General features: G+C 66.5%; 21 protein-coding genes, 1 other RNA gene and 1 pseudogene. 11 read left to right on the top strand and 12 right to left on the bottom strand.

What is annotated here, in order from left to right; all coding sequences use genetic code 11:
• Window positions 1-31: 31 nt before the first annotated feature.
• The 8 genes from BJD12_RS15475 to mdcA all read right to left on the bottom strand — a co-directional run bounded on the left by BJD12_RS15475 (window position 32) and on the right by mdcA (window position 7,788).
• Window positions 32-1,387, bottom strand: a complete 1,356-nt coding sequence (locus BJD12_RS15475; protein WP_005997347.1) for an SLC13 family permease — start codon at window positions 1,385-1,387, stop codon at window positions 32-34.
• Window positions 1,388-1,474: 87 nt separating this feature from the next.
• Window positions 1,475-2,395 carry a malonate decarboxylase subunit epsilon gene (gene mdcH / locus BJD12_RS15470; RefSeq protein ID WP_005997345.1) on the bottom strand — a complete coding sequence of 307 codons (921 nt, stop codon included), beginning with the start codon at window positions 2,393-2,395 and terminating at the stop codon, window positions 1,475-1,477.
• A gap of 172 nt (window positions 2,396-2,567) precedes the next feature.
• Entirely contained in the window at window positions 2,568-3,437 is an 870-nt protein-coding gene (gene mdcB / locus BJD12_RS15465) for a triphosphoribosyl-dephospho-CoA synthase MdcB (protein ID WP_005997344.1), read from the bottom strand.
• Window positions 3,434-4,075, bottom strand: coding sequence for a malonate decarboxylase holo-[acyl-carrier-protein] synthase (gene mdcG, locus BJD12_RS15460; protein WP_039424588.1), 642 nt, complete (start codon window positions 4,073-4,075; stop codon window positions 3,434-3,436). Before mdcG ends, mdcB begins: the two co-directional genes overlap by 4 nt.
• A 2-nt stretch (window positions 4,076-4,077) precedes the next feature.
• Window positions 4,078-4,782 carry a biotin-independent malonate decarboxylase subunit gamma gene (gene mdcE / locus BJD12_RS15455; protein ID WP_005995346.1) on the bottom strand — a complete coding sequence of 235 codons (705 nt, stop codon included), beginning with the start codon at window positions 4,780-4,782 and terminating at the stop codon, window positions 4,078-4,080.
• Window positions 4,773-5,675 (bottom strand): biotin-independent malonate decarboxylase subunit beta, encoded by a 903-nt coding sequence (locus BJD12_RS15450; protein ID WP_172797272.1) that lies wholly within the window; start codon window positions 5,673-5,675, stop codon window positions 4,773-4,775. Before BJD12_RS15450 ends, mdcE begins: the two co-directional genes overlap by 10 nt.
• Before the next feature lie 139 nt (window positions 5,676-5,814).
• Complete coding sequence (mdcC, locus tag BJD12_RS15445) at window positions 5,815-6,132, bottom strand: malonate decarboxylase acyl carrier protein (protein ID WP_005995342.1); 318 nt, start codon at window positions 6,130-6,132, stop codon at window positions 5,815-5,817.
• Window positions 6,133-6,141: 9 nt separating this feature from the next.
• Window positions 6,142-7,788, bottom strand: a complete 1,647-nt coding sequence (gene mdcA, locus BJD12_RS15440; protein ID WP_005995338.1) for a malonate decarboxylase subunit alpha — start codon at window positions 7,786-7,788, stop codon at window positions 6,142-6,144.
• Window positions 7,789-8,057: 269 nt separating this feature from the next.
• Here mdcA and BJD12_RS15435 point away from each other — a divergent pair, with 269 nt between their 5' ends.
• Entirely contained in the window at window positions 8,058-8,516 is a 459-nt protein-coding gene (locus BJD12_RS15435) for a PadR family transcriptional regulator (RefSeq protein WP_228861180.1), read from the top strand.
• Between the two features lie 253 nt (window positions 8,517-8,769).
• A complete protein-coding gene (locus BJD12_RS15430) occupies window positions 8,770-9,558 on the top strand; it encodes a siderophore-interacting protein (protein WP_005995334.1) in 789 nt (262 codons plus the stop codon).
• A gap of 262 nt (window positions 9,559-9,820) precedes the next feature.
• Here the strand turns inward: BJD12_RS15430 and BJD12_RS15425 are convergent, their stop codons facing one another.
• Together BJD12_RS15425 and BJD12_RS15420 are read right to left on the bottom strand one after the other, a co-directional pair.
• Window positions 9,821-10,543 carry a YceI family protein gene (locus BJD12_RS15425; RefSeq protein WP_005995332.1) on the bottom strand — a complete coding sequence of 241 codons (723 nt, stop codon included), beginning with the start codon at window positions 10,541-10,543 and terminating at the stop codon, window positions 9,821-9,823.
• A gap of 359 nt (window positions 10,544-10,902) precedes the next feature.
• Window positions 10,903-11,493 carry a malonic semialdehyde reductase gene (locus BJD12_RS15420; RefSeq protein ID WP_005995330.1) on the bottom strand — a complete coding sequence of 197 codons (591 nt, stop codon included), beginning with the start codon at window positions 11,491-11,493 and terminating at the stop codon, window positions 10,903-10,905.
• A 133-nt stretch (window positions 11,494-11,626) separates the two neighbouring features.
• On the opposite strand from BJD12_RS15420, the gene BJD12_RS15415 reads away from it, so the two are divergent.
• From BJD12_RS15415 to BJD12_RS15380, 7 genes are all read left to right on the top strand, one after another.
• Window positions 11,627-12,574, top strand: coding sequence for a mitochondrial fission ELM1 family protein (locus tag BJD12_RS15415; RefSeq protein ID WP_005995328.1), 948 nt, complete (start codon window positions 11,627-11,629; stop codon window positions 12,572-12,574).
• 50 nt (window positions 12,575-12,624) lie between these two features.
• Window positions 12,625-13,488 carry a DUF2145 domain-containing protein gene (locus BJD12_RS15410; protein ID WP_005995326.1) on the top strand — a complete coding sequence of 288 codons (864 nt, stop codon included), beginning with the start codon at window positions 12,625-12,627 and terminating at the stop codon, window positions 13,486-13,488.
• Window positions 13,485-13,988: a hypothetical protein gene (locus BJD12_RS15405; protein ID WP_005995325.1), complete on the top strand. Its 504-nt coding sequence runs from the start codon at window positions 13,485-13,487 to the stop codon at window positions 13,986-13,988. The genes BJD12_RS15410 and BJD12_RS15405 overlap by 4 nt, the downstream gene beginning before the upstream one ends.
• 532 nt (window positions 13,989-14,520) lie before the next feature.
• A complete protein-coding gene (locus tag BJD12_RS15395) occupies window positions 14,521-15,078 on the top strand; it encodes a VUT family protein (RefSeq protein WP_005995323.1) in 558 nt (185 codons plus the stop codon).
• A 510-nt stretch (window positions 15,079-15,588) separates the two neighbouring features.
• On the top strand, window positions 15,589-16,617 hold the full coding sequence (locus BJD12_RS15390; RefSeq protein WP_039426692.1) for an alpha/beta hydrolase: 1,029 nt from the start codon (window positions 15,589-15,591) through the stop codon (window positions 16,615-16,617).
• An 18-nt stretch (window positions 16,618-16,635) separates the two neighbouring features.
• The gene (locus tag BJD12_RS15385; protein ID WP_005995319.1) at window positions 16,636-17,136 is read left to right on the top strand and encodes a cyclophilin-like fold protein; all 501 of its coding nucleotides are present in this window, start codon (window positions 16,636-16,638) and stop codon (window positions 17,134-17,136) included.
• Window positions 17,137-17,300: 164 nt separating this feature from the next.
• Window positions 17,301-17,376: non-coding RNA, sX9 sRNA (locus BJD12_RS15380), on the top strand.
• Between the two features lie 97 nt (window positions 17,377-17,473).
• Here BJD12_RS15380 and glnE read toward each other — a convergent pair.
• The gene (glnE, locus tag BJD12_RS15375; protein ID WP_005995316.1) at window positions 17,474-20,299 is read right to left on the bottom strand and encodes a bifunctional [glutamate--ammonia ligase]-adenylyl-L-tyrosine phosphorylase/[glutamate--ammonia-ligase] adenylyltransferase; all 2,826 of its coding nucleotides are present in this window, start codon (window positions 20,297-20,299) and stop codon (window positions 17,474-17,476) included.
• 472 nt (window positions 20,300-20,771) lie between these two features.
• Between glnE and BJD12_RS15370 the strand changes: the two genes are divergently transcribed.
• Both BJD12_RS15370 and BJD12_RS15365 read left to right on the top strand, forming a co-directional pair.
• Window positions 20,772-21,290, top strand: a complete 519-nt coding sequence (locus BJD12_RS15370; protein ID WP_005995314.1) for a cupin domain-containing protein — start codon at window positions 20,772-20,774, stop codon at window positions 21,288-21,290.
• Window positions 21,290-22,207 carry an SMP-30/gluconolactonase/LRE family protein gene (locus tag BJD12_RS15365; protein WP_005995312.1) on the top strand — a complete coding sequence of 306 codons (918 nt, stop codon included), beginning with the start codon at window positions 21,290-21,292 and terminating at the stop codon, window positions 22,205-22,207. Before BJD12_RS15370 ends, BJD12_RS15365 begins: the two co-directional genes overlap by 1 nt.
• A 223-nt stretch (window positions 22,208-22,430) precedes the next feature.
• Here the strand turns inward: BJD12_RS15365 and BJD12_RS15360 are convergent.
• A pseudogene (locus tag BJD12_RS15360) lies at window positions 22,431-24,221 on the bottom strand (hypothetical protein); the annotation flags it as partial.
• Between the last annotated feature and the right edge of the window lie 187 nt (window positions 24,222-24,408).

The following is a 24,408-nucleotide window of genomic DNA, read 5'->3' as shown; positions in this document are numbered from 1 at the left end:
CGCCGGCTGGTCCTGCCCACCAGCAACATCCTCACAGCCAACCCGGCACCACGAACAGCAGCCACGCCGCCAGCGGCCCCAGCGCCACCACCAGCCCGCTATAGACCAGGAACCGGCGGAACAGCCCATCGCGCTCTTCCTTGGCCGCAGAGGCCACCACCAGCGCGCCATTGGTGGAAAACGGGCTGACATCCACGATGGTGGACGACACCGCCAGCGCGCAGATCACTCCCGCCGCGCCCAGCTGGCCCTGCATCAGGAACGGCACCGCCAGCGGAATGGTGGCGCCCAACACCGCCGCCGACGAGGCGAACGCGGACACGATGCCGCCGACATAACAGACCAGCAGCGCACCCAACAACGGCATGCCGATGTGCGAGACGCCGGTGCCGATGTAGTCCACCGCGCCGGCCTTTTCCAGCACCGCCACATAGGTGACCACGCCGCTGATCAGCAGCACCGTGGACCAGCTGATGCCATCCACCGCGCCTTTTTGCGCATTGGGCGAGATCAATGCCAGGGCCACGGCGACGGTGATCGACACCAGGCCGACATTGAGGTTGTAGACCAGCGCGGCAACGCCCAGCCCCAGCAGGCCGATCAGCGTAATCACCCGGTCGCGGGTAATGGACACGGCCTCCAGCGCCAGCGGGTCGGTGGACAAGGTGCCGCCGCCGGGCGCCACCAACGCGCCATGGCCCTCGATGGCAAAGCGCCGCTGCGATGCCTGATCGGCACTGACCGGCACGTACTGCGCATCGGCCAGCGACACCTCCTGGCGGCGCATCAGCTTGAGCCCGCCGAAGGCGCAGAAGCAGATGATCGCCATCATCAGGTTGAAGCCCAGGCTGGTGAGAAACACCGCCATCTCGGTAACGTCCAGCCCGGCTTTTTCGACCACTTTGTTGGTGATGCCGCCATACACGCTGATCGGCGAAAACCCGCCGCCTTGCGCGCCATGGATCACCAGCAAGCCCATCATCAACGGATTGATGCGGTATTGCTTGGCAAAGCGCAACGCCACCGGGCCGATGATGGCCACTGCCGCCGGCCCCAGCGCACCGAAGGCGGTGAGCAGGCCGGTGATGACGAACATCACCCACGGGATGGCCACGATGTGCCCGCGTACTGCGCGGACTGCCCAATGCACCAATAGATCGATGGTGCCGTTTTTCTGCGCGATGGCGAACAGATAGGTGATGCCGACCAGGGTCAGGAACAGGTCGCCGGGAAAGCCGGCCAACACTTCCTTGCCGTCCAGCCCCACCCACATGCCGCCAACGATGAACGCCAGCGCGAAGGCCACCGCACCCATGTTGATGGGCAATGCGGTTGCCACGATGAACATGATCACCAAGCCAAGAATCGTTGCAATTTGCGGGGTCATGCGCCCTCCCAGGCACCTGATACGCGTACAGCACGGATGGCCACCCGCCACCCAAGGGTCACGCCATGTACAACACCTGCCTGGTGGTCATGCCGCGCGCTCGCATGCGGCATTGACCCACTCCACAACGCCTTGGGTGCTGTGGAAATCGTCGACCGACCGCGCTTCGCAGCCGGGTAGGATCGCGCGCGCCATGCGCGCCAAAGCGCTGCCGGGGCCGAGTTCGAGAAACACACGCGCGCCGCGTTCGGCGGCCTGCACCAGCACGTCGTGCCAGCGCACGGTCTGCGCGATCTGTGCAGCCAGGCTGTCGATCACCTGCGGCGGCGTGGCGACGGCGCGTGCGTCGATGCCGGCAAGCACGCGCAGCGTGGGCGCGCGGATCGCAGACTTGTTCAATTCGGTGGCGAAGGCATCGGCGGCCGCGCGCAGCCACGGCGTATGCGCAGGCACGCTGACCGGCAGCAGGGTGACCCGGGCGCCGCGTCCCTGAGCGTCGTCGCCCAGCGCCTGCAATGCCGTGCGCGGGCCGCCCAGCACGGCGTGGTCATCGCCGTTGATGATGGCCACTGCGGCGCCATGCGTGGTGCATAGCGATTCGAGCGTGGGTAGTGTCAGGCCGATCACCGCCATCAGCCCGGCATCCTCTGGGCTGGCCGCATCCATCGCACGCGCACGGGTGGCCGCAAGCTGCAGGCACATCTGGATGTCGATGCTGCCGGCCACCGCGTGCGCGGCCAGCTCGCCGACGCTGTAACCCAGCACTAGCAAAGGTGTCGGCAGATGCTCGCGCAGCACCTGCCACTGCGCCAATGTGCCTGCGCACACCAGTGGCTGGGCGACGGCATTGGCGTAGCGGCCAGGATCTGCGGCAAGGGTCTGCGGAGCGACGCCAAGCACCTGGCCGGCAGCAGCGAGCACCGCAGATGCCGCGGGCGCATCAGTAGTGCGTGCGAACATGTCTGCATGCTGGCCGCCCTGCCCTGGGCAGAGGATGGCAAGGCTCATGATGTGCGCCACTTGTCTGCTGTCACGCGGCGGCAGCCATACACGCTGAGGCTGCGGGCGGCGTTGCTCTGCACGTGGTGCGAGGGAGCGGCTGTGTTTGTGCGATCCGACGCACGGGCGCGCTGCGTGCACGGGCACAGCGCTTCGGCGACAGCGGCAGGCAGGCGCCGGCTCATACCGTCTCCTGTCGATGCAGGAACCACGCACACGCTAGTAAGTCCGCGCTGCCGCCGGGACTGAGCCGACGCGCCACGAATTGGGTGCCGATCGACGACAGCTGATCGCGCCAGCCCGGCTGCGCGACACCGCCGGCATCCAGAAAGCTGCGTGCCTGCGCCTTGGCGTACGCAAGGCCCTCTGCGCCGCCACGATGCAGCAGGTTGAGGTCGTCGACCTGCGCAACCAGCTGCATCAAGGTCTGCGCAAGCGCAGCGTCCTGCGTGGCGCCACTGTCCAGTGCGGCGCGCAGACTCGGCAGCGCAATCTCGCGCAGTAGCGGGTAGCCCGCTGCGGCCTGCTCGCGAACGCCGCCGACCTTGTGCTGCGCACGCACGCGCTGGCCATTGCTGCGCGGGTCCAGCGGCGCGGCGTGCAACGCCGTGCGCCACATCTGCACGCCGTCGCACACCGCCTCGGCAGATGGCCGGTGGCCATGTGCGACCCGGAGACGTGCGGCCTGTGCGGTGAGCAGGCCAAGGCTGAAGATGGCGCCCCGGTGGGTATTGATGCCGCCGGTGGCGCGCAACATCGCCGCCTCGGCCGCGATGCCCAGATCGCGCAACCGTGCGAAGGGCGCATTGTCGCTGCCCGCCTGCGCGATGGCGACAAAATAGCCACGCAATGCAAACAGGCTGCGCAAGAACGTGGAGGCATCCATATCCGCGTGACTGCCGCTGTCGAACGGCGTCACCAGCCCGGGCTTTGGCGCGCAGGCCAGCTCCGCATGCAGCGCGCCGACGGCAAGCCGGCCGAGCCGATGCGTAACGTCGCGTGGCACAGCCGGCACGTCGACATGACGCAGGTGGTGTGGCTGTGCGCTCATGCCGCGCTCCTCATCTGAAACAAGGCAGCCCGCGACAACAAGCCGCAGCCGTTGCCGGATTTCACCAACACCTGCTGCGCATTGCCGGCGTACTCGCGCCAGTTCACGGCGATATCGCCGGCAAGCAGCAACTCGCCATCGGCACGCAGGCCGTGGCGTTGCTCCCAGCGCTGCAACAACGCAACCACTGTTTGCGCCTGCTCGGGGGTAGCGATGGACCACAGCAGATCCAGATCCGATTGCGCGTGCACATACGTCAAGCCCGTCAACGCCTGCCATGCAAAACTGCCAAAGACGCGCGGATCTAGTGCCTCAGCCCGCGCGTGTGCGTGCAATGCCTGCAACGCGGGCTGTCGCGCGCCGGGCGCGTGCGCGATCACCGCCTCCAATGACAACGGTGCGCTGCAGCGTACGATCTCCACCATGCTGGCCTGCAACGCCAGACGTTGCTTGCCTTCGGCGGGCGGCAACGGCACACCCAGACGCACGCTGCCCGGCGCTTGACTGCCGTCGCCACGTGCCACCACGGCCGGCAGGCCGGCGGCAAACCACTGCTGCAAACGCGGCCGCGCACCAGGTGTGTGCGCCTGCCACTGCGCTTCATCGCGCAACCACACCAGGGCGTGGCGGGCCGCCATGCTCAGGCCTCGCCCGCTGCCACGGCGGCGGCGACATCGCGCGCCAGGGTGCGGCCGCCGCGCTGCGCGCCCAGCGCGCGGCGCTGGTCGCCATCGACCGGGGCGGCCAATGCATCCAGCAGCGCCTGCGCCAGATCGCCGTCCCACAGCGATTGCACCGCGCCCATGCGCACGTAGTTCTCCACGCCCGGCGCGAACACCGGCGAGCTTTTGCTCAGCGCCTGCAACGTGTCCACCGATTGCTTGGTGACACGCGACATGGCGCGCAGGTCCATCACGCGGATCTGTGCATCCGGCAGCGCGTGGATGTGGTCGGCCATCAAGCCGAACGACAGGAATCCACCGCTGACCGATTCGCCATAGACCAGCGTGACCAACCGCGCGCCGCGCCTGCGCGCCAGATCCAGCGTGCGCGCCAGGTGCGCGAAATAGCCGTTGATGCCAAGCAATTCATCGCGACGCGCCAGGCGTTGCCCGGCGGTATCGGCCAGCATCACGATCGGCCGCTGCGGATGCGCGCGGGTGCTGGCCAACACGGTGGCGGCCAGGGCCAGCGCGTGGTCCACGCCCACTTCCAGCTTGTTGGCGGTGCCGATCACCGTGACCTCGCCTACGGCGGTGGTGGCACTGCCGGTGAGCACATCGTCATGACGCGCGATGGCGTGACCGAGCGGAAACAGCTGGTCGAGCAGTGGGCTCAGTTCCATGGTGCGCTCCGATCTGCAGTGGCCGCGAGGAAGGCGTCTGTGTCCAGCAGCGGCAACCGCTGCGGATCGGCGATGCCTTGGCGCGCCCAGATGTCCAGGCCGTCGCGGCAATCGCCATACGCCTCGATGCGCGCAGACAGGTGCTGATGTGCGCGCTCCAGTGCCTGCAGCGCGGCATCGCCGTCGGGTTCGGCAAGTGCGTCCAGCGTGCTGACCGCTGCCTCGGCAAACGCGGCGATGCGGTCGGCCACAAACGTCTGCGCCTCGCCGAGCAGATAGCGGTGCTTGCCACCGGTTACGCGCCAGACCAGGGCGCGGTCGCGGGCGTCGAACTCTTCCACGCCGCGCACGGTTTCGATCACGTCCGGGCCGGACAACGACAGGCGGCCTTCTTCGGACATGATCACCGCGCTGCAGCAGCGCGCCACGATGCCCATGCCGCCGAATGCACCATTGCCGCTACCGATCAATGCCAGCACCGGCACGCCGGCCGCACGCGCACCCAGCGTGGCGCGCATGACTTCGGAGATGGCGACCAGGCCGGCATTGGCTTCGTGCAGGCGCACGCCGCCGGTATCGAGCAACAACAGCACGGCAGCAGGGTGCGTAACTGCCGCGCGTTCGAGCAAGCCGGTCAGCTTGGCGCCGTGCACTTCACCGACGCCGCCGCCCATGAAGGCGCCTTGCTGGGCAGCGATCAACACGGTGCGGCCGCGCAACGTGCCCTCGCCCACCACGATGCCGTCGTCGAAGGCGCCCGGCACGTCGAGCTGCGCCAGATGCGGGCTGACCAGGCGTCGGCGCGGGCCGACGAATTCGCGGAAGCTGCCGGCGTCCAGCAGCCCGTCGAGACGTTCGCGGGCATCGGCTTCGTAATAGCTGCGCTCGGCCATGGGAATGGTGGTGCTCATGCAAGTCTCCCGATCGCTTGCGTAGGAGCGCACCTGGGCGCGACTGAGGCGTTACCGGGAACGCCCATCGCGCCCGGGTGCGCGCCGACGGCGGTGCCTTTGTCTCTGCGGTGCATGAGGCTCATGCGGCGTCTCCTTGCAGCACATCGATCGCCTGCTCCAGGCGCAGACTCACCACCGCCGGCGTGGCGCCGACATCGTTGATGCTGATGCGCACATCGCGCAGCGGGTGACGCGCGGCGAAGTCGCCCAGCACCGCCTGCCAGATCGCGCCGAAGCCACGTGCGGCAGTCAGGATGTCGATCTCCATCGCGCCGTCGAGCGGCACGCGCTCGACCAGCACTTCCAGGTTGCCGGAGGCGACCACGCCAACCAGCACATGCTCCAGACCGGTGCGTGCACCGTGCTGTCCGTCAAAGCGATATCGCAGGGTTTCCATACTGAGCCCTTACCAATTGCGGAAACGTTTCGGCGGGTCGTACAACCCACCGGACCAGCGCACCAGATCCTTGACCGTGCGCGCGGCCAGCAGATCGCGTGTGGCATCGCGGGGCCGGATGCCCAGGTCTTCCGGCCGCTTGATGACGCCGCGATCGCGCAGGTTCTCGACCATGCGTTTGTCGCGCCCCAGGCCGACGGCGGTATAGCCGGACACCCCGCGAATCGCCTGTTCGCGTTCTTCGGGCGTGCGGCACAGCAACAGGTTGGCGATGCCTTCTTCGGTCAGCACATGGCTGACATCGTCGCCGTAGATCATCACCGGCGGCAGCGGCATGTTGGCGCGTTCGGCCAGCTCCCAGGCATCGAGCGTGTCGACGAAGGCCGGCGCCATGTGCTCGCGGAAGGTTTCCACCATCTGCACCACCAGCTTGCGCCCGCGCGGCATTTCGCCCGGGCGTGCGGCTTCGCGTCCGGCCTTGAGCCAGGCATCGCTGCCATGGCGGCGACCGCGCGCATCCGAACCCATGTTGGGCGCGCCGCCGAAACCGGCAATGCGGTCGCGCGTGGCGGTGGAGCTGTTGCCCTGCAGATCGATCTGCAAGGTGGAGCCGATGAACATGTCGCAGGCATATAGACCGGCGGTCTGCGATAACGCGCGGTTGGAACGCATGCTGCCGTCGGCGCCGGTAAAGAACACGTCCGGGCGCGCGGCAATGTAGTTCTCCATGCCCAGCTCGGAGCCAAACGAATGCACCGACTCGACGAAGCCCGATTCGATTGCCGGAATCAGTGCCGGATGCGGATTCAGTGCCCAATGCTGGCAGATCTTGCCTTTCAGCCCCAGCGATTCGGCATAGGTGGGCAACAGCAATTCAATCGCCGCAGTATCGAAACCGATGCCGTGATTGAGCCGGTTGACACCGTATTCGGCGTAGATGCCCTTGATCGCCATCATCGCCATTAGCACCTGGATCTCGGAGATCAGCGCCGGGTCGCGGGTAAACAAGGGTTCGATGTGGTTTGGCTTGGGCGCTTGCGTCACGAAGTCCACCCAATCGGCCGGGATATCCACGCGCGGCAAGGTGTCGAGGATTTCGTTGACCTGGGCGATCACGATGCCGCCCTTGAACGCGGTCGCTTCCACGATCACCGGTGTGTCTTCAGTGTTTGGGCCGGTGTAGAGATTGCCGTGGCGATCAGCCGCCTGTGCAGTAATCAGCGCGATGCGCGGGGTAAGGTCGATGAAGTAGCGGCCGAACAATTCCAGATAGGTGTGGATGGCGCCGATCTCGATGCGGCCTTCGCTGACTAGGCCGGCCAACCGTGCGGCCTGCGGGCCGGAGAACGAAAAATCCAGCCGCTTGGCGATGCCGCGCTCGAACACATCCAGGTGTGAGGCCAGCGACAGCACCGACTGCACCATGTGCAGGTCGTGCACGCGCGCAGGGTCCACCTCGGTGAGGCAGCGCGCCAGGAAATCGGCCTGCTTCTGGTTGTTGCCCTCCAGACACACGCGGTCGCCGGGCTCGATCACCGCCTCCAGCAGCGCCACCACATCGTCGGCGGCCACCACGCGGCCCTGCGGCGCCAGCGCGGCGGCGCGCTGCAAGCGCTTGCGCCGGCCTTCGGCCTGGGTGTCCCACTGTCGACTCATCGCGTTGCCTCACCGGGCTCAGCCCGTAATGTCGAAGTAATTACATCGTAATTATGAAGATGTGTGATGTCTAGACGCGTTGCAGCATCAGCCGCTGACGTGACCGTGGCCGCTCAGCAATGCGACAGTTAGGTGCTTGTGCCGACCAACACTTCGATATATCGTTTCCGCATGATTCGATATATCGAATGAAACCCACCACCCACCATCATGAGGTCTTGGCCGACCTGGATGCCGCCAACGGCAATGTCGCCGGGCGCGGTGCGCGCATGCGGCCGCTGGGGCATGGCGATCTGCGCCTGCTGCTGCTGGCCTTGATCGAGCAGCAACCAAGGCACGGCTATGAGCTGATGCGCCAGATCACGGCGCTGTTCAAAGGCCTGTACACGCCCAGCGCCGGCGCGATCTACCCGGCGCTGGCGCAGCTGGAAGCCGACGGCTGGGTGCAGACCGATCTGGAGCAGGGTCGCAAGCAGTATCGGATTACCGACGCCGGCCGCAGTTACGCCACCGATCAGCGCGACGCGCTGGACGCCGCACTGGCGCGCACCCATCAGCGCGCGCGCGCGCTGATCAAGGCGCAGACGCCCCCGCCCATCCGCGAAGCGATCCACCGCATCAAACACGGCCTGTTTGCACGCCACGGCCAATGGAGCGACGCAGACATCGCACGGATTGCCGCACTCCTCAACGCCGCCGCCGACGGCATGGAGCAGGACGAGCACTGAGTTGTGCTGAAGCATCGACGCCAGCCGATGGCCTTTGGGTACGGTGGTGCAACACAACGCATCAGCTGGGCATGGACAGCGCAATCAGCAACGGAGCCTATGCGTTGAGCCGGCCGCACCCATCACCTGCGGTGCCTGCCTGCCGACTCGCAGTCCGTTTGTTCTCCACTCTTCGCGCTTCGTCGTATCACCGCCGTCTCCACTTCCGCCCCCACCGCGCCTGCGTGCGCGACATCATCAGGAATCGCACCACATGGCTGCACACACCAACACCCAAATCCGCCGCGACCCGCGCCTGCGCTCCGTGGAAGTGGTCCGTTGCGAGTCGATCACTCCGCAGATGCGCCGCATTGTCTTTGGCGGCAGCGAGCTGGCCGGCTTTCAAAGCGACGCGCCGGACGATCACGTCAAACTCTTCTTCCCCAATGCCGATGGCGCCTTCGTGCTGCCGACCATGACCGCGGACGGACCGCGTTACGCCGAAGGCGCCCTGCCCTCGCCCGGCCGCGACTACACCCCGCGTGTGTTCGATCCGCAAAGTGGCGAGCTGAGCATCGATTTCGTGCTGCATGGCGATGGCGTGGCATCCACTTGGGCCGCACAGGCGCAGCCCGGCGATCCGCTGAAGATCGGCGGTCCGCGCGGCTCCTTTCTGGTGGCCGACGACTTCGACCACTACGTGCTGATCGGCGATGAAACCGCGCTACCCGCGATTGGCCGCTGGCTGGAGTCGATGCCGGCCGACATGCATGCCGAGGTCTTTATCGAAGTAGCCGACGCACAAGAACGCCAGGAGCTGATCAGCGCCGCCGATGTCGATGTGTACTGGCTGGAGCGCAACGGCTTCGATGCCGCCAGCAGTACCTTGCTGGAAGACAGCCTGCGCGATTACGAGCCACACGACGGCGACACGTTCTACTGGATCGGCACCGAATCCATGCGCGCGCGTGCCATGCGCAAGTTTGTGGAAGAGCACATGGGCGTGGACAAGGAATGGATCCGCGCAAAGGGGTATTGGAAGGCGGATCCGGCTGGGGAGTGAGGCGCGTCCTGGGCACGACTAGGCAGCGATTGCGAACAGGGATCGCCCACATGGGAATGCGCTGGTGCGACGACTCTTGCACGGATTGATTGCGGTGTCGCCCGCAGGGTCTCGCTGATGCGTTCGCGGCCCTGGCCGCTCTTACACGTGCAGCTTGGACCATGACCTCTCAGGTAAAAAAAGCCCGCCGATTGGCGGGCTTTTGCATTCCACGGATCGGTGCGATTACCCGCACCGATCGGTGTTCGCTGCGTTGCGCGAATTACTTCGCAGCAGCGTCGCCGGCCTTGGCCTGCAGGGCTTCGGTGGTGATGCGGATCTTCACTTCGTCGCTGACGTTCGGGGCGTACTGGCCCACGCCGAAGTCGCTACGCTTGATCGTGGTGGTGGCGTCGAAACCGGCCGCCGGCACCTTCTTCATCGGGTGTTCGCCGGCACCGTTGAGGGTGACGTCCAGCACCACCGGCTTGGTCTGATCCTTGATGGTCAGGTCGCCGGTGACGGTCAGCTTGTTGGCGCCGGCCGATTCGACCTTGGTGCTCTTGAAGGTGGCGGTCGGGAACTTGGCCGCATCGAAGAAGTCACCGCTCTTCAGGTGCTCGTCGAACTTGGCGGTGAAGCTATTCAAGCCGGACAGCGGCAGGGTGACCTGCACGGTGGACTTGGTCACGTCGGCCGCGTCATACACCAGGGTGCCGTCGACATTGCCGAAATGCGCGCTTGGGTTGGAGAAGCCGAAGTGGCTCCACTGCGCCAGCACGTCGGTATGGCTCGGGTCCAGGGTGTAGGTGCCCGAGGCCACTTCCACGGCCGGCGCGGACGAAGCGGCAGCAGCCGGTGCCGGCGTGGTGGCAGCGGCATCGGCCGGGGCGGTGGCAGCCGGAGTATCGGCGGCCGGCGTGGCGGCGTTATCGGCCGGCTTGGAGCAGGCGGCGATGGCCAGGGTCAGAGCGAGCGGCAGCAACAGCTTGTGGGTGGTCTTCATTGGAACTCCATGTGATGAGAGACGCGTTGGATCAACGCGGATGGGACGAAACGCAGACGGACGAGGACTGCAGGAAACTGGAAACGACAAACCTATCTTGCACCGCAGTGCTCAGACGGCGAAGGACGGCGGGCTCAGAACACGCAGTGGACAGGTGACATCCACCGCTTACGGGCATCCGCCGCGCTCACTTATGGGGAGCGCAATGGCGTGATCGACGACAGACAGCACTACAGCAAAACACCTAGTGAGCGGCACTGGCGGCGCCCGTGACCACGCGCCATGCGCGCCGGGCAGACACGCTGCTGCTCCGATATCAACTTCGATGAATCGCCCGCGGCGCTGCTCACTACCGACCGTCACTCAAAGCGCGCAGCTTCATCGAAGCTCAGGCGCGGCGAGCGCGGGAACACCCCGGCCGGGTCGCCGTAGCCAAGATTGATCAGGAAGTTGGACTTGATCGGCGTGCCGGCAAAAAACGCCGCGTCCACCTTGGCGTTGTCGAAGCCGGACATGGGGCCGGCGTCCAGACCCAGCGCGCGCGCAGCCAGGATCAGATAGGCGCCCTGCAGCGAGCCGTTGCGGAACGCCGATTCGGTGCGGCCTTCGCGCGGGCCGTCGAACCAGCTCTTGGCATCGGCATGCGGGAACAGGTACGGCAGCTTTTCGTGGAAGTCTTCGTCGTGCGCCACGATCACCGTGACCGGTGCAGCCAGGGTCTTGGCGGCGTTGCCTTCGGACAGCGCCGGCTTGAGCTTGGCCTTGCCCTCGGCGCTGGTCACGAACACAAAGCGCGCCGGCGAGCTGTTGGCGGCGGTGGGGCCCCACTTGACCAGCTCATAGAGCTCGCGCAGCACGTCCTGGCTGACCGGCGTGTCGGCAAACGCGTTTTGCGTGCGGGCGGTACGGAACAGCTGATCCAGTGCGGCGGCGTTGAGCGAGTCGGACATGAGCACTCCAGAGAAGGGATGGCGCGACGGTAGGCTGCGGCGTCGGCACCAGTGTGAAGACCCGCAGTGTAGAGTGGCGCGATTGCCGCCACACGCGTTCAATCTGAAACAAATCTATGTCGGATCTGAAACGATGGCGGTGACCTGGGCGCTGAGCGACGGCCGCGCCGGCAATGCGCGCCAGGCCGAGGCGCTGGCGCGGGCACTGCAATCCGAGGCCTTCCAGCCAATCCACCTGCATGCGCAGCCGCCCTGGTGCTGGACAGCGCCGCGCCTGCTGCCCGGCACACACGCGGCCTTTGGTGCTGCGTTTGCCCGGCAATTGCAGCAGCCCCCGGCCCTGGCTATCGGGTGTGGCCGACAGGCAGCACTGGCCACCCGACTGCTGCGTGCCCGCGGCAGCCGCAGCGTCCAGATCCTGGACCCACGCCTGAATGCCCGCCACTGGGACCTGCTGATCGTGCCCGAGCACGACGCGTTGCGTGGCGCCAACGTGCTCACCCTGCTCGGCAGCCTGCACCCGGTGGACGATGCCTGGCTGGCGGACGGGCGCGGCGCGTTCCCTGCGCTGGGCCGCCTGCCCGGCCCGCGTATGGCGCTGCTGGTTGGCGGACCCACCGCGCAGGTGCCATGGACAACGCAGGAGCTGACCGCACTGTGCACGCCGCTGCGCGAGCAACTGCGCACGCTCGGCGGCAGCCTGCTGGTCACCGTGTCGCGACGCACGCCGCCGGCGGCGCTCGCCCCGCTGCGTGCGGCCTGCAATGGTCTGCCGCATCTGCTGTGGTGCGACGACCGCGACGGCCCCAATCCCTACGCCGGTCTGCTTGGCTGGGCCGATGCGATCATGGCCAGTGCCGACTCGGTCAACCTGCTCTCCGAAGCCTGCGCTACGCGGGTACCGGTGGCGGCGGCATTTGCCGAACGGGCGCAAGGCCGGGTTGCCACGTATGTGCGGGCACTGCAGTCGCATGGCCGTTTAGGCGATGCAGCGGATGTCTTGGTAACGCCGTCGCACCTTCCACCCGTGCGCGAAACCCAGCGCATCGCCGCACTGGTGCGCCAGCGTCTGCACGTATGATGGTGTCACTGTGGGATGCCGCGGGTGGAGCACAAGGACGATCGACCCCCATGCAATTTGAACGCAAACGGCAGAACTGGATTGCAACAGCGTTGCTGCTCGTCGCCTCGACGTGCGCGCTGCCGGTTATGGCCGCGCCGGTCTGCACCCCACACTATCCAACCCCCGCCACGCTGGCGGCGATGTTCGACATGGCCAAATCCACCCAGCAGACGCTGGACGCCGTGGACGGTGCGCAGGTGGTGCTGCTGGCACGCGGCGGCCAGGATCTGAGCCGCTATGGGTTGAAGCACAGCCATCTGGCCTTCGCACTGCGCGAGGACGACGGTACATGGCGGGTGAAGCACCTGCTCAATCACTGCAAGTCGGACAACTCCGCGCTGTATCACGAAGGTCTGAGCAACTTCATCGGCGAAAGTGCCCTCACTGCAGATCTGCGCGTCGGCGTGCTGACACCGGCACTGCAGCGGCAGCTACGCGCCCTGCTGCAGGATCCGGCCACGCTGGCGCATGCGCTGCACGAGCCGCGCTACAGCATGATTGCCTACCCGTTCTCCACCGATTACCAGAACTCCAACCAGTGGGTGCTCGAAGTGCTGGCGGCGGCATTGGCAGCAACCAAGGCTGCAGATGCGACACCTGGGCCGGTGAGCGATCGACGCAGCGCGCAAGCCTGGCTCAAACACAACGGTTATCAACCCTCCCGCTTGCATCTTGATCTGAGCAAGCGCATTGGCGCACGTTTTTTTTTCGCCAATGCAGCGGTGACCGACCATCCTGCCAGCGAACGCATCTCCGGCAATTATTCGGTGATCACGGTCGAGTCGGTGTTCGATTTCCTGCAGCAAAGACAGGTGCTGCAGCAGGACCAGTCCATTCCACATCGCGTCGCCTCACACGGAGCGTCTCCATGAACCTCCCTCTTCGATCCGCCTTACTCGGGCTGTTGCTGGGCATCTCGTACGGTCAGCCGATGCCGGCCAACGCCGGCTTGACCACCATCACCCGCGGCGATGCCTCTGCGATGTCGGCGATCCTGGTGATCTCCGCGCCGTACTTCGTGTCGCTGGCGCTGGGCCATAGTGCGATGGCAGGGTCGGAAGCACTCGGCGACGCATCGCACAAGGCCTCCGCCGGACCGTTGCCGCCGATGCGGGTCAAGTCGGTGGAGAAAACCACTGATGGCGGCTGCGAAGTGCAGTTGCAGGATCCAGAAAAGGCCGACAACACCGCCCTGCTGCGCTGGCCGGCGCGCGAAGACGACCCGGCTGCGGGCTTCCGTGTTGGCGAGACGGTGACCTTTCAACCGAGCCCGGCCGGGGCCGGCTGGACAGTGCAGTCGCCACAAGGCCAGGCGCTGGCGTTCGTGCCGACCGCAGAATCCGCCGCACAGAACAGCAGCACGACTTGGTGATGCCAGCAAGCTGCCTGCAGACGCTGGCGTCGGCCAGGACGGCGCGTTACCGACACCTCACGTCTACGGATAAGGCGCGGCGCGCAGCCGCATCTTCCAGCGCCTGCCGAACTGCGTGCGCGAGGGTATTGATCGTCACCGATGCGCACGGCGCGCGCAGTGGCAGCCCATGGCGCACGATGCCTGGCACGTACGCAGTTGCCAGCGCGCCAATCGCGCCACACATGGCAACGGTACGTGCACGGATGGGCGATGGTTCGATGCGTGTGCATGCGGGCGTTACTGACACTGATGGCGCGCCGCACGCGCTCAAACGACAGCGTGACGGCACGGTGGATCGATAAGGCATCGCCGTCGTAAAAACGCACGCGACCCATGACGCGCCATTCCAGCGCGCTGGCGGCCACCCTCTCATCACCAATCCGTTTCCAACCTCCTAGACACGCCGGAGCTCCCACGCGCGGCTCCGCGCACTGGCCGGCATGCGTCAACGCGCGGATAATCCGCATTGCCCTGCCGCTGCCGCACCGCCATGTCCAGTACCTCGCCGTCGCCGTTTGCCCCACTCACCGCCCGTGCCCTGAGCTGGGCGGTGTTGGCAATGGGCGCGGTGGTGCTGCTTTCCAACATCCTGGTGCAGTACCCGATCAACGACTGGCTTACCTGGGGCGCCTTCTCGTACCCATTGGCGTTTTTGGTCAGCAATCTGATCAATCGCCGTTTTGGCCCGCGTGCGGCGCGCACGGTGGCCTGGTGCGGGTTCGCACTGGCGGTGGTGTTGTCACTCTGGCTGGCGACCCCCCGCATTGCGGCGGCCTCGTGCACGGCCTTCATCGCGGCGCAGTTGCTGGATATCACCGTGTTCGACCGGCTGCGCAGCGGCAGCTGGTGGCGCGCGCCCATCGTGGCCACCACCTGCAGCGCCACGCTGGATACCGCACTCTTCTGGAGCATCGCCTTTGCCGGTGCAGCGCTGCCATGGGTGAGTTGGGCCGCCGGCGATCTGGCGGTGAAACTGGGCATGGGCGTGTTCTTGCTCGGACCGTTCCGCGCGTTGCTCTGGCGCAGCGCGCCCAGGGCGGCCCGCTGAATCACGTTGCGCAGCGCAGCTTGCGCACGCGCGTCTGCGCTGTAGACGATTAACCGCCACCAAAGACGCGTAGTCTGCGCATGCATCAGCACAGGCTGATTACACGGCGGCCGAGGCGACCCGCGTCGTCACCGTGCGCACATCACAGCACTCATGAAACGGCCACATGAAGGCATGCACGTAGCGGTAATGCTCCGGCGCACCGCGTGACCTACATTAGGCCACCGCAAGACGCACCGAAGCGGTAGCGACGCCCAGCGGCTGCAGCCGGTAGGCCAGCAAAAAGCGTAGTCACCACACCGGTGGCGTGGCGCCCCACCCATTGCGGCGCCGATCGCCCACGGTGATGCAATGCGGTCATCGGCGATATCGCAAAGGCAGCGCTGCAGCCATGCCAATGGCCGCACGGCGTTGCCCATTGGCCGCAGACGTCATCTCTTCATCCACCGCCAAACGCAACCGCGGCGACACGCAGCTGCCGGCGGCATGCACCTTCATGAGAGCCACACCATGCAACTGCGCATCCTCCTTCTGGTGCTCTTCCTCGTTTCATTCACTACGTTAGGAGCAGACATGTCCCACGGTGCCGATAATTTCTACACCAGCGAGACGGTGACCATGCAAAAGGTCACGTTCAAGAATCAATACCAGATGACCGTCGCCGGCAACCTGTTCGTCCCCAAGGGCCTGGACACCGGCAAGCGGCACCCGGCCATTGTGGTCGGGCATCCCATGGGCGCGGTCAAGGAACAAAGCGCCAATCTCTACGCCACCAAACTTGCCGAGCAAGGCTTTGTGACGCTGTCGCTGGACCTGTCGTTCTGGGGCGAAAGCGAGGGGCAGCCGCGCAATGCGGTGTCGCCGGACATCTATGCCGAAGACTTCAGTGCGGCGGTGGATTTCCTGGAAACGCAGACGTTTGTCGATCGCGAGCAGATCGGTGCGCTGGGTATCTGCGGCAGCGGCAGCTTCGTGATCAGCGCGGCCAAGATCGACCCACGCATGCGCGCGATCGCCACGGTGAGCATGTACGACATGGGCGCGGCCAACCGCAACGGCCTGCGTCACGGGCTCAGCCTGGCGCAGCGCAAACAGATCATCGCCGCGGCCGCCAAGCAACGTTCGGCCGAATTCGGCGGCGGTCCCGTGGAATACACCGGCGGTACGGTGCTGGCACTGACGCCGGAGTCCAACCCCATCGAACGCGAGTTCTACGATTTCTACCGGACCCCGCGCGGACAGTACACGCCCAAGGGTCAGTCGCCCGAGCACACCACCCGGCCGACGCTGACCAGCAACGTCAAGTTCATGAACTTCTACCCGTTCAACGACATCGAGACCATCTCGCCGCGGCCGATGCTGTTCATTACAGGCGAGAAGGCGCATTCGCGCGAGTTCAGCGAAGAGGCGTACCGTCTGGCCGGCCAGCCCAAGCAATTGGTGATCGTGCCGAATGCAGGACACGTGGACTTGTACGATCGCGTGGAGCTGATTCCGTTCGACACGCTCACCGCGTTCTTCCACAAGCACCTGCAGTAAACCGCCAGGACCGCGCCGATGCCGATCCTTCGCTCCAGCGCCTGCCTGCGTGCCCTGGTACTGGGGTGCGCCTTCCTGGTCACCGCCTGCTCGGCTGCAACGCCACCGACGGCGGCCACCCCACACATACCGGAGCGCACGATGCGCATCACCCTCACCATCGGCAACGAAGTCGTCGAAGCGGAGCTGGTCGATCACTCAGCCACGCGCGACCTGCTGGCGCGGCTACCGATGACCGTGGCTTTCGAAGACTTCCATGCGAGCGAGAAGATCAGCTACCTGCCGACCAAACTCGACCTGAGCGCGGTTGGCCCGGCCGGCCCGGCGCAAGTAGGCGACCTGATGTATTACGTGCCCTGGGGCAACCTGGCGGTGTTCTATCGCGGCTACACGCCCTCGCGCGATCTGGTGCGGCTGGGGCGGATCGTGTCCAACGCGCAGGCGCTGACACGCTCGGCCAGCTTCACCGCGACCATCGCACGGGCGGAGCCTGCGACCACGGCACCGCCGCTGCGCTGAGGCAGCAGCCGATCACGCGGGCAATCCACTACGCCGTAGATGGCGCAGTGGATTGCCGCTGGCCCTGCCGGATCTGCCCACACGACCGACGGCGACAGCCTTGGAACAGCTAACAAAACGACTGTGCCTACCGCCAGGAGGACGCGGCCGGTGCCGGGTGCGGCATGTGCCCCTCTTACACTCCGGCTCCGAGTGCGCTGTTCGCAACTACACGACGGCTGCTCGCTGCATGTTTTGCGCTTAATGTCCTGCAGGACCGCGCGCGTGTGTGAGCTCCTGCGCCAGCGGCAACCCGCTGGCAGTACTACGCATCACCCGCACGGCAGCGCGCAATGCCTCACGCACGCGGTGCGTCCCTGCCGCGCGGGAATGCCAGGCCTTGTGCCTGCGCAATCGCAAAGATGCTGCCGGTGGCCTCCTGGATGGCGGCGGTCGGCGTGATCAGGCGCGGGCGCCGGTCCAGCGTGCAGGCCAATCCGGCATCCACCAGCGTGGCATGTGCATCGTGCAGCGCTTGTGCGGCCGTGCCGGGCAGCCACTGTGCCTGCACCAGCGCATCGATCAATGCGGGCGTGTCGCAGACCTGCAGCAACGGCGGATGCTGCGCCGCCTGCCCCAGTACACCGGCCTGCAGTAGAAACTCCAGATCGACCAGTCCACCAGCGCCCTGCTTGAGATCCAGCCGGCCGGCATCGCTGCGATCGAGTTCGGCGCGCATGCGTGCGCGCATCTTGCGCACGTCTTCATGCAGCAGCGCAGTGTCGCGCACGCGCGCCAACGTCTCGCAGCGTACCTTTGCAAAGGCCTCGCAGAGTGCGGCGTCGCCCGCGACCGCACGTGCGCGCACCAACGCCTGATGTTCCCAGGTCCACGCGCGTTCGCGCTGGTACTCGCGGTAGCTGGCCAGCGACGACACCAACGCGCCCTTGCCGCCGTCCGGACGCAGCCGCACATCGATGTCGTACAAACGGCCGGCGCCGGTTTCGGCAGCGAGCAATGCCATCACCTTCTGCGCAAACCGTGCGAACCAGCGCCCGGCTTCCAGCGGCCGCTTGCCGTCGGAGCTTTCCACCGCGCGCGGATGATCGTAGAGAAACACCAGATCCAGATCCGAGCCAAATCCCAGTTCCAGCCCGCCCAGGCTGCCGTAGCCGACGATGGCGAACGTGCCGCCGGGCACCTGCCCATGCGCGGCGATCAGTTCGACCCGCGCCAACTGCAGGACGGTCTGCACCACCGCCTCGGCAAGCCACGCCAGTTGTCGGGTGCTGTCCACCGCAAGTTGCCGGCCATCGAGCGTGGCCAGCGCGATGCGGAAGCTCAGTGCCAGCCGGCGCTCGTTGAGTTCGCGCAGGGCTGCTTCGGTATCGTCGATCTGCAGCGTGTCGGCGCACGCCGCATGCAACGCCGAACGATCCGGCAATGGCCCGCTGATGCGGGTGTCGAGCAACTCGTCCAGCAGCAGCGGGTACGCGGCCAGACGCTCGGCCAGCAGCGCACTGCGCGACAGCACATCGACCAGGCGTGCGAGCGCGCTGGGCTGTTCGTCCAGCAGCGCCAGATAGCTGGTGCGGCGCAAGGTCGCCTGCAACAAGCCCAGCATGCGCCGCACCGCCGCATCGGGCTGGCTGGCGCGGGTGGCTGCGTGCAGCAGCGCCGGCATGACCCGATCGAGCCGCGCACGCGCGGTGTCGGACAGTGCACGCACGCCGGAGGACTGCGCAAAATCGCTCAACACCTGGTGCGCGTTGCCCGGGTCTTGCAAGCCGATGCCCAGCAACGGCGCTGCATCGCCCTCGGGCAATGCACGCCAATAATCGGCCAGCGCATCCGGTGCGGTGGCACGTACGCGTGGCGCCAGGAGCTCGGCGAATTCGGCCGCAACACGCGTGCGGTGCGGGGCTAGCGCATCCAGCAGTGCCGACCAATCCGCGTAACCCAAGCCAAGCGCAATCCGCTCGCGCTCCAGCGGCGCCTGCGGCAAGGCATGGGTCTGCGCATCGCGCAGCATCTGCAGGCGGTTTTCCAGACGCCGCAAAAAACGGTACGCCTCGGTCAAGGCCGCACCGTTGTCCGCTTCGATCTGGCCGGCGGCAACCAGCGCCTGCAAGGCGGGCAACAGGCGCCGCTCGCGCAGCGCGGGCTCGCGTCCGGCGCGGATCAGCTGCAGCGATTGCGCAAGAAATTCGATCTCGCGAATACCGCCGGGCCCGCGCTTGATGTCGTCCAGCCGGTCGTGCCGCGCCACTTCGGCGGTGATGGCGGCCTTCATTTCGCGCAGGCCGTCCAGTGCGGTGAAATCCAGATAGCGCCGATAGACGAACGGGCGCAGTGTTTCCAGCCAGGCTTCGCCGGCGGCGATGTCGCCTGCCACCGCGCGCGCCTTGAGCCAGGCATAGCGCTCCCAATCGCGGCCTTCGCGCTGGAAATACTGGTCCATGCCGGTGAACGACAATGCCACGCGGCCGGCGGTGCCGAACGGGCGCAGGCGCAGATCCACGCGGTGACTGAATCCGTCGGCGGTGGTTTCGTCGAGCAACTTGGCCAGTTGCTGGCCCAATCGCGCGAAGTATTCCTCGGCCGCCAACGGACGTGCGCCGTCGGACTGCCCGCCCTGTGGGTAGGCGTAGACCAGGTCCACATCCGAGGAAAAATTCAGCTCGCCGCCGCCGAGTTTGCCCAACCCGAACACCACCAGCCGCTGCACGCTGCCATCGTCGGCCATCACCTGCCCGTGGCGGCTGTCGAACTGCTGCTCCAGCGCCTGCAGCGCGCATTGCAGGCAGGCTTCCGCCAATCGGGTTGCGCCGGCAAGCGTGGCCTCCACGCTGTCCAGCCCCACCACGTCGCGCCACACCAGGCGGGTGGATTCGGCCGCGCGGTAGCGCCGCAACTGCGCCGCCCAGGCGTGGGGCTGCGCCGGGTCCAGCGTTGGCACCGGCAGCGGCGGAGGGTCGGCCTGCGCCAGGTGCTGCAGCAATGCGGGCTGACGCGCCAGGGTGTCCAGCGCGAAGTCGCTAGCCAGCGCAACCTGTTCAAGCGCAGGCGCAAGATCGCCCCCGGGCCAGGGTTGCTCGGCGGGGACGGCCTGACGGACACGTGCCACAGCCCGCTCGATCAGAGCGGTAAGCGCAGGAAAAGCAGAGGAGATGGGCGGCGACATGCACCGATTCTGGCATCGCGCCGCGACAGTGGCATGTAAACGCGCTCCATCACCCAGCGCCGGCATGCTGCGGCACTCACCGATGCAATGCGCAACGCACGCCAAACGTCGCGAGAGCGCTGCGCTTCATGCTGTCGATCAAGCCGCGCCAGGGCTGCGAAGTGCCTGAGCACCGGATACACAGGTCCCAGCGCGGGCGTAGCCTAGATTCAACCTTGAACGCAGCACATTGATGTTGGCGATGAACCCGACATGCTCGGGCAAGCGCCGGACCAAGCGTTAATACGGTCAGCGCGCGGGCTGCAGGCTGCAGCGCGTCAGCGGACTTTCACTGCATCGCAAGCAGGCGAATAGACCGGCAACGTGCTGGGCGCTCTTGCGGCGGCCGTGCGATTTCCAAGCAGTGAACATCCCGCTGACGAAGCCCTGACGACAGCCATGCTGGACTGCGGTTTTCGCACGAGGCCCCGCCATGTCCCGCACCTTATTGCCCGCCGCGCTGCTTCCCTCCCAGATTCCGTTGAACAACGACGGCACCGATCTGGCAGTGCCGCCCAGCCTGCCGTTCTTGCACCTGTGGACCGGGCCGGAGGGCGCCAGTCGGCTCACACGTTCGCAATTGCCGGGTTTCGGCAGCAAGAGCGTTGGGGGTGGCGCCGCGCCGCAGTGGCTGCGGCCGTTTCCCGGTGAAGTACTCGGCATCCAGTTTGCGGTGTTGCCGGTGGGTTGGGTCGGCGACTGGCACGAGAGCCCGCATCCGCAGTGGGTGATTCCGCTGCGCGGCCGCTGGTTCATCGAAACCGGCGACGGCACGCGGGTGGAAATGGGTCCTGGCGATATCCACTTCGGCCAGGACCAGGGCACCACCGATGCGCGTGGTCACCGGTCCGGCCAGCTCGGCGATGCGCCGTGTTTTCAGATGCTGGTGCAGTTTGCGCAATCGCCCTGCGCGTCGGTGGCGCACCCCTTCGGCCACGAGGCGTCGCGTTGATGGACAGCCATTGCCGCGTACGACCGGCCGGCCCACCACAGCCAACCGAATGCGCACCGCCAAGCGCGCAACATCCCGCCCTGGCCGCACGGCTGGGCAACGCGCACCTGCACACGCTGTACGACCAGGCGACCTGGAGCGAGGGCCCGGTGTGGTGGGAGGCGCAGCGCACGCTGGTGTGGAGCGATCTGGTGGGCCGCCGCGTGCTCGGGTGGCGCGAGGACGGCGCGGTGGACGTGCTACTGGACGCTACCGCCTTCACCAACGGCAATGCAGTAGATGCGCAACAGCGGCTGGTGCATTGCGAGCATGGCCGCCGCGCAATCACCCGCAGCGATGCGGCAGGACAGGCGCATTTGCTGGTCGGGCGCTTCGAGGGGAAACGGCTGAATTCGCCGAACGATCTGATCGTGGCGCGCGATGGGGCGATCTGGTTCACCGACCCACCGTTCGGCCTGCTCAAGCCCAGCCAGGGCTGCCCGGGTCCGCAGGAACTGGGTCATCACGGCGTCTACCGGCTGCCGCCCGACGGAGACGCGTTGCAATGCATGGCCAGGTTGGATCACCCCAACGGGTTGGCCTTTTCGCCCGACGAACGGGTGCTCTACGTGTCCCAGACCCCGGAAACCGGCCCGGGCGCGCCGGAGATCACCGCCTTCGACTGGCGCGATGGTGCGCTGCACGATCCACGCCGCTTTGCCGTGGTGCCACAGGGGCTGGCCGACGGCTTTTGCGTGGACCAGCAGGGCTGGATATGGAGCAGCTCCGGCGCCGGCGTGTGCATCTTCGATCCGCAGGGACAGCTGCTGGGGCTGGTGCCCACCCCGCACACCGCGTCCAACTGCAGTTTCGATCAGGCGCACAAGCGGCTGTTCATCACCGGCGGCAACGCGCTATGGATGCTGCAATTGCCTTAAATCCAGGGCTTTTGCGCGTTACGCATGCTTGACACGCCAAACCCCAGGCAATAAAAAAGCCCGCTTGCAGCGAACTGCCAGCGGGCTTTGCTCCCTCCCCCACGTCGGGATGCAGGATCATAGTGCGCGCCCCGAATCCGACTTGCACGCTGCACTGCAAAACAACACTAGACGGTACAGAACTGGCCCAGTTGCGTTTCGGCCGCACGGGCACGGAAGGCGGTCAACGTATGAGATCCGGCTGTGCCTGATACCACTCCGGTGCGCGGCGCAGATGCCAGTCGGGGGTGTCGTTATGCAGGCCGATGGCCGCACTCAGTACGCCCCAACGCGCCAGCAGGCTGCCGCTGCGCTGGGTGCCTTGCAGGCGCAAGCGCGCATCGACCTGGAAACGATCGTTGCGTGCCTGCAGTCGATCGACGATGACGGTGTTGCCCTGCCATCGCACACGGCCGGTCACCTGCGCCTGCCCTGCATCCACCAAGCGCAGCATCCAGTCGGGAATGGAGCGGTCGCGCGCGTACAGCGCCATCAAGAACGCCAGGTCGTGCATCTGGATGCGCACGCGTCCATCCACGCCGATCGGCTGCCGCCACTGCATGCGCGTATCGTCCAGCACGATGCGCGCCCACCAGCCATCGCGGCGGCGTCCGTCCGGACCGGTGAAGCCGACATTGCGCAGCTGCACCGTACTCGCATCCAGGCGAAAGTTTTCGGCACGCAGATCGCCACGTTGCAGGCGCAGATCGGCATCCACGTCGCCACGCAAGGCGAGCCCGGCAAACTGCAGGCGCGCTGCGCGTGCACCCAGACGCAAACCGCCTTTACCGATACGTCCGCCAGGCTCGATCTGCAAATCGCCGCTGAGCACACCGTTGCCGCCATCGAAGCGTAGCTGCTGTTGCGGCAGATAACGGTTATACGCACGCAGATCCGGCACGCGCGCATTGGCAAAGGTCAGATGCGCACGCGTGGCATCGCGCAAGGTAGCCAAATTGCGTGCGTCGGCGCGTGTTTGCAGATCCAGACGCAGATCGTGGCCTTGTACGAACGGGCGGGTGGGTGCGTCGCCATGCGCGATCGAGAACTGCTGCATCTGCAGTGCGAGCGCGGGCAACAACTGACTGTTGGCATCGGCATCCACGCGCAGATCCGCGCTGGCCTGCCCATCGATCGCATGCCCCATCACGCCGACATGTGCGCGCACATGCGGCACCTGTAGCCGGCTGCCTGCACCAAGCTGCCCGCGGGCGATGCGCAAGTCTGCGTCGACCAGACCATCGCCCTCCAGCGTGAGCCAATCCACATCCGGAAACAGCGCGGGAATCCAGCTGAGCGATGCAAGTTGCCAATGCAGCCGTGCGTGCCCGGAGGTGCGCGGCAGCAGGTCGCGTATGGAGTGCAGCGGCAACTGACGGCCCTCCACGCGCAGGTCGGCATCCAGGGTCAGTCCCGCATCGGCAGGCTCGGGCATGCTGACGGTCAGGCGCATGGCATCGTCCACCTGCAACTGCGCCGCCAGTTCGCCCAACAACGCAGCAGGTGTGCGCGTGCTGTCGTGCAAAGGCGCACGCCAGTGCAACTGGCTACCCGCTTGCAACGCACCGCGTGTCCAGCGCAACTCGCCATCCGCGCGCCCCTTGCCTGGCCGCGCGACCACCGTGTGGCGGCCCTGCGCGGTGCGGGTGACATCCAGCGCCGCAGTGTCGCCGTGCACCGCCACCAGCGCGTCGGTCAGCTGTAGCAAGGCCAGGCCGCGTGCTTGAGCGGGCGCGTGTCGCGCAATGCTCGCTTCCAGGCGTAGCTGCCCGTTGCGCAGCAGTTCGCTCTTGCCCCAGTGCACGCGCGCGTTGTCGAACACCGCACGCGACGGGAACAGCTCCATCGGCCCGCCGCGCAACTGCTTGAACAGCCCGAGCTGCAGTCGGCCGTCGCCCTCGATCCGCAGCTGACGCAGCGACAGCGTGTGGACCTGCGCGGCATCGATGCGGTCGAACTGCAGTGTCCAGGCAGGTGCGGCAGGGTGTGGGTTTGCAGGAGCGTTGGCGGCTGGCCGATTGCGTGCCTGATCTGATGGAGATGTTGCTGTCGGCTTGGCACGCTCTGCGGCTGCGGCTGTGGCTGCCGATGTCTCTGCTGTTGCTGTCGCAGGCGTGGCCGCCGCGCGCGCGGCATTCGCTGCGGTTTCTTCGGGCGCATTG

It is taken from the genome of Xanthomonas vesicatoria ATCC 35937, assembly GCF_001908725.1.
Classification (GTDB): Bacteria; Pseudomonadota; Gammaproteobacteria; order Xanthomonadales; family Xanthomonadaceae; genus Xanthomonas; species Xanthomonas vesicatoria.
Note: the sequence above shows the minus strand (reverse complement) of the source record. Positions and strands in the feature narration are given on the sequence as shown.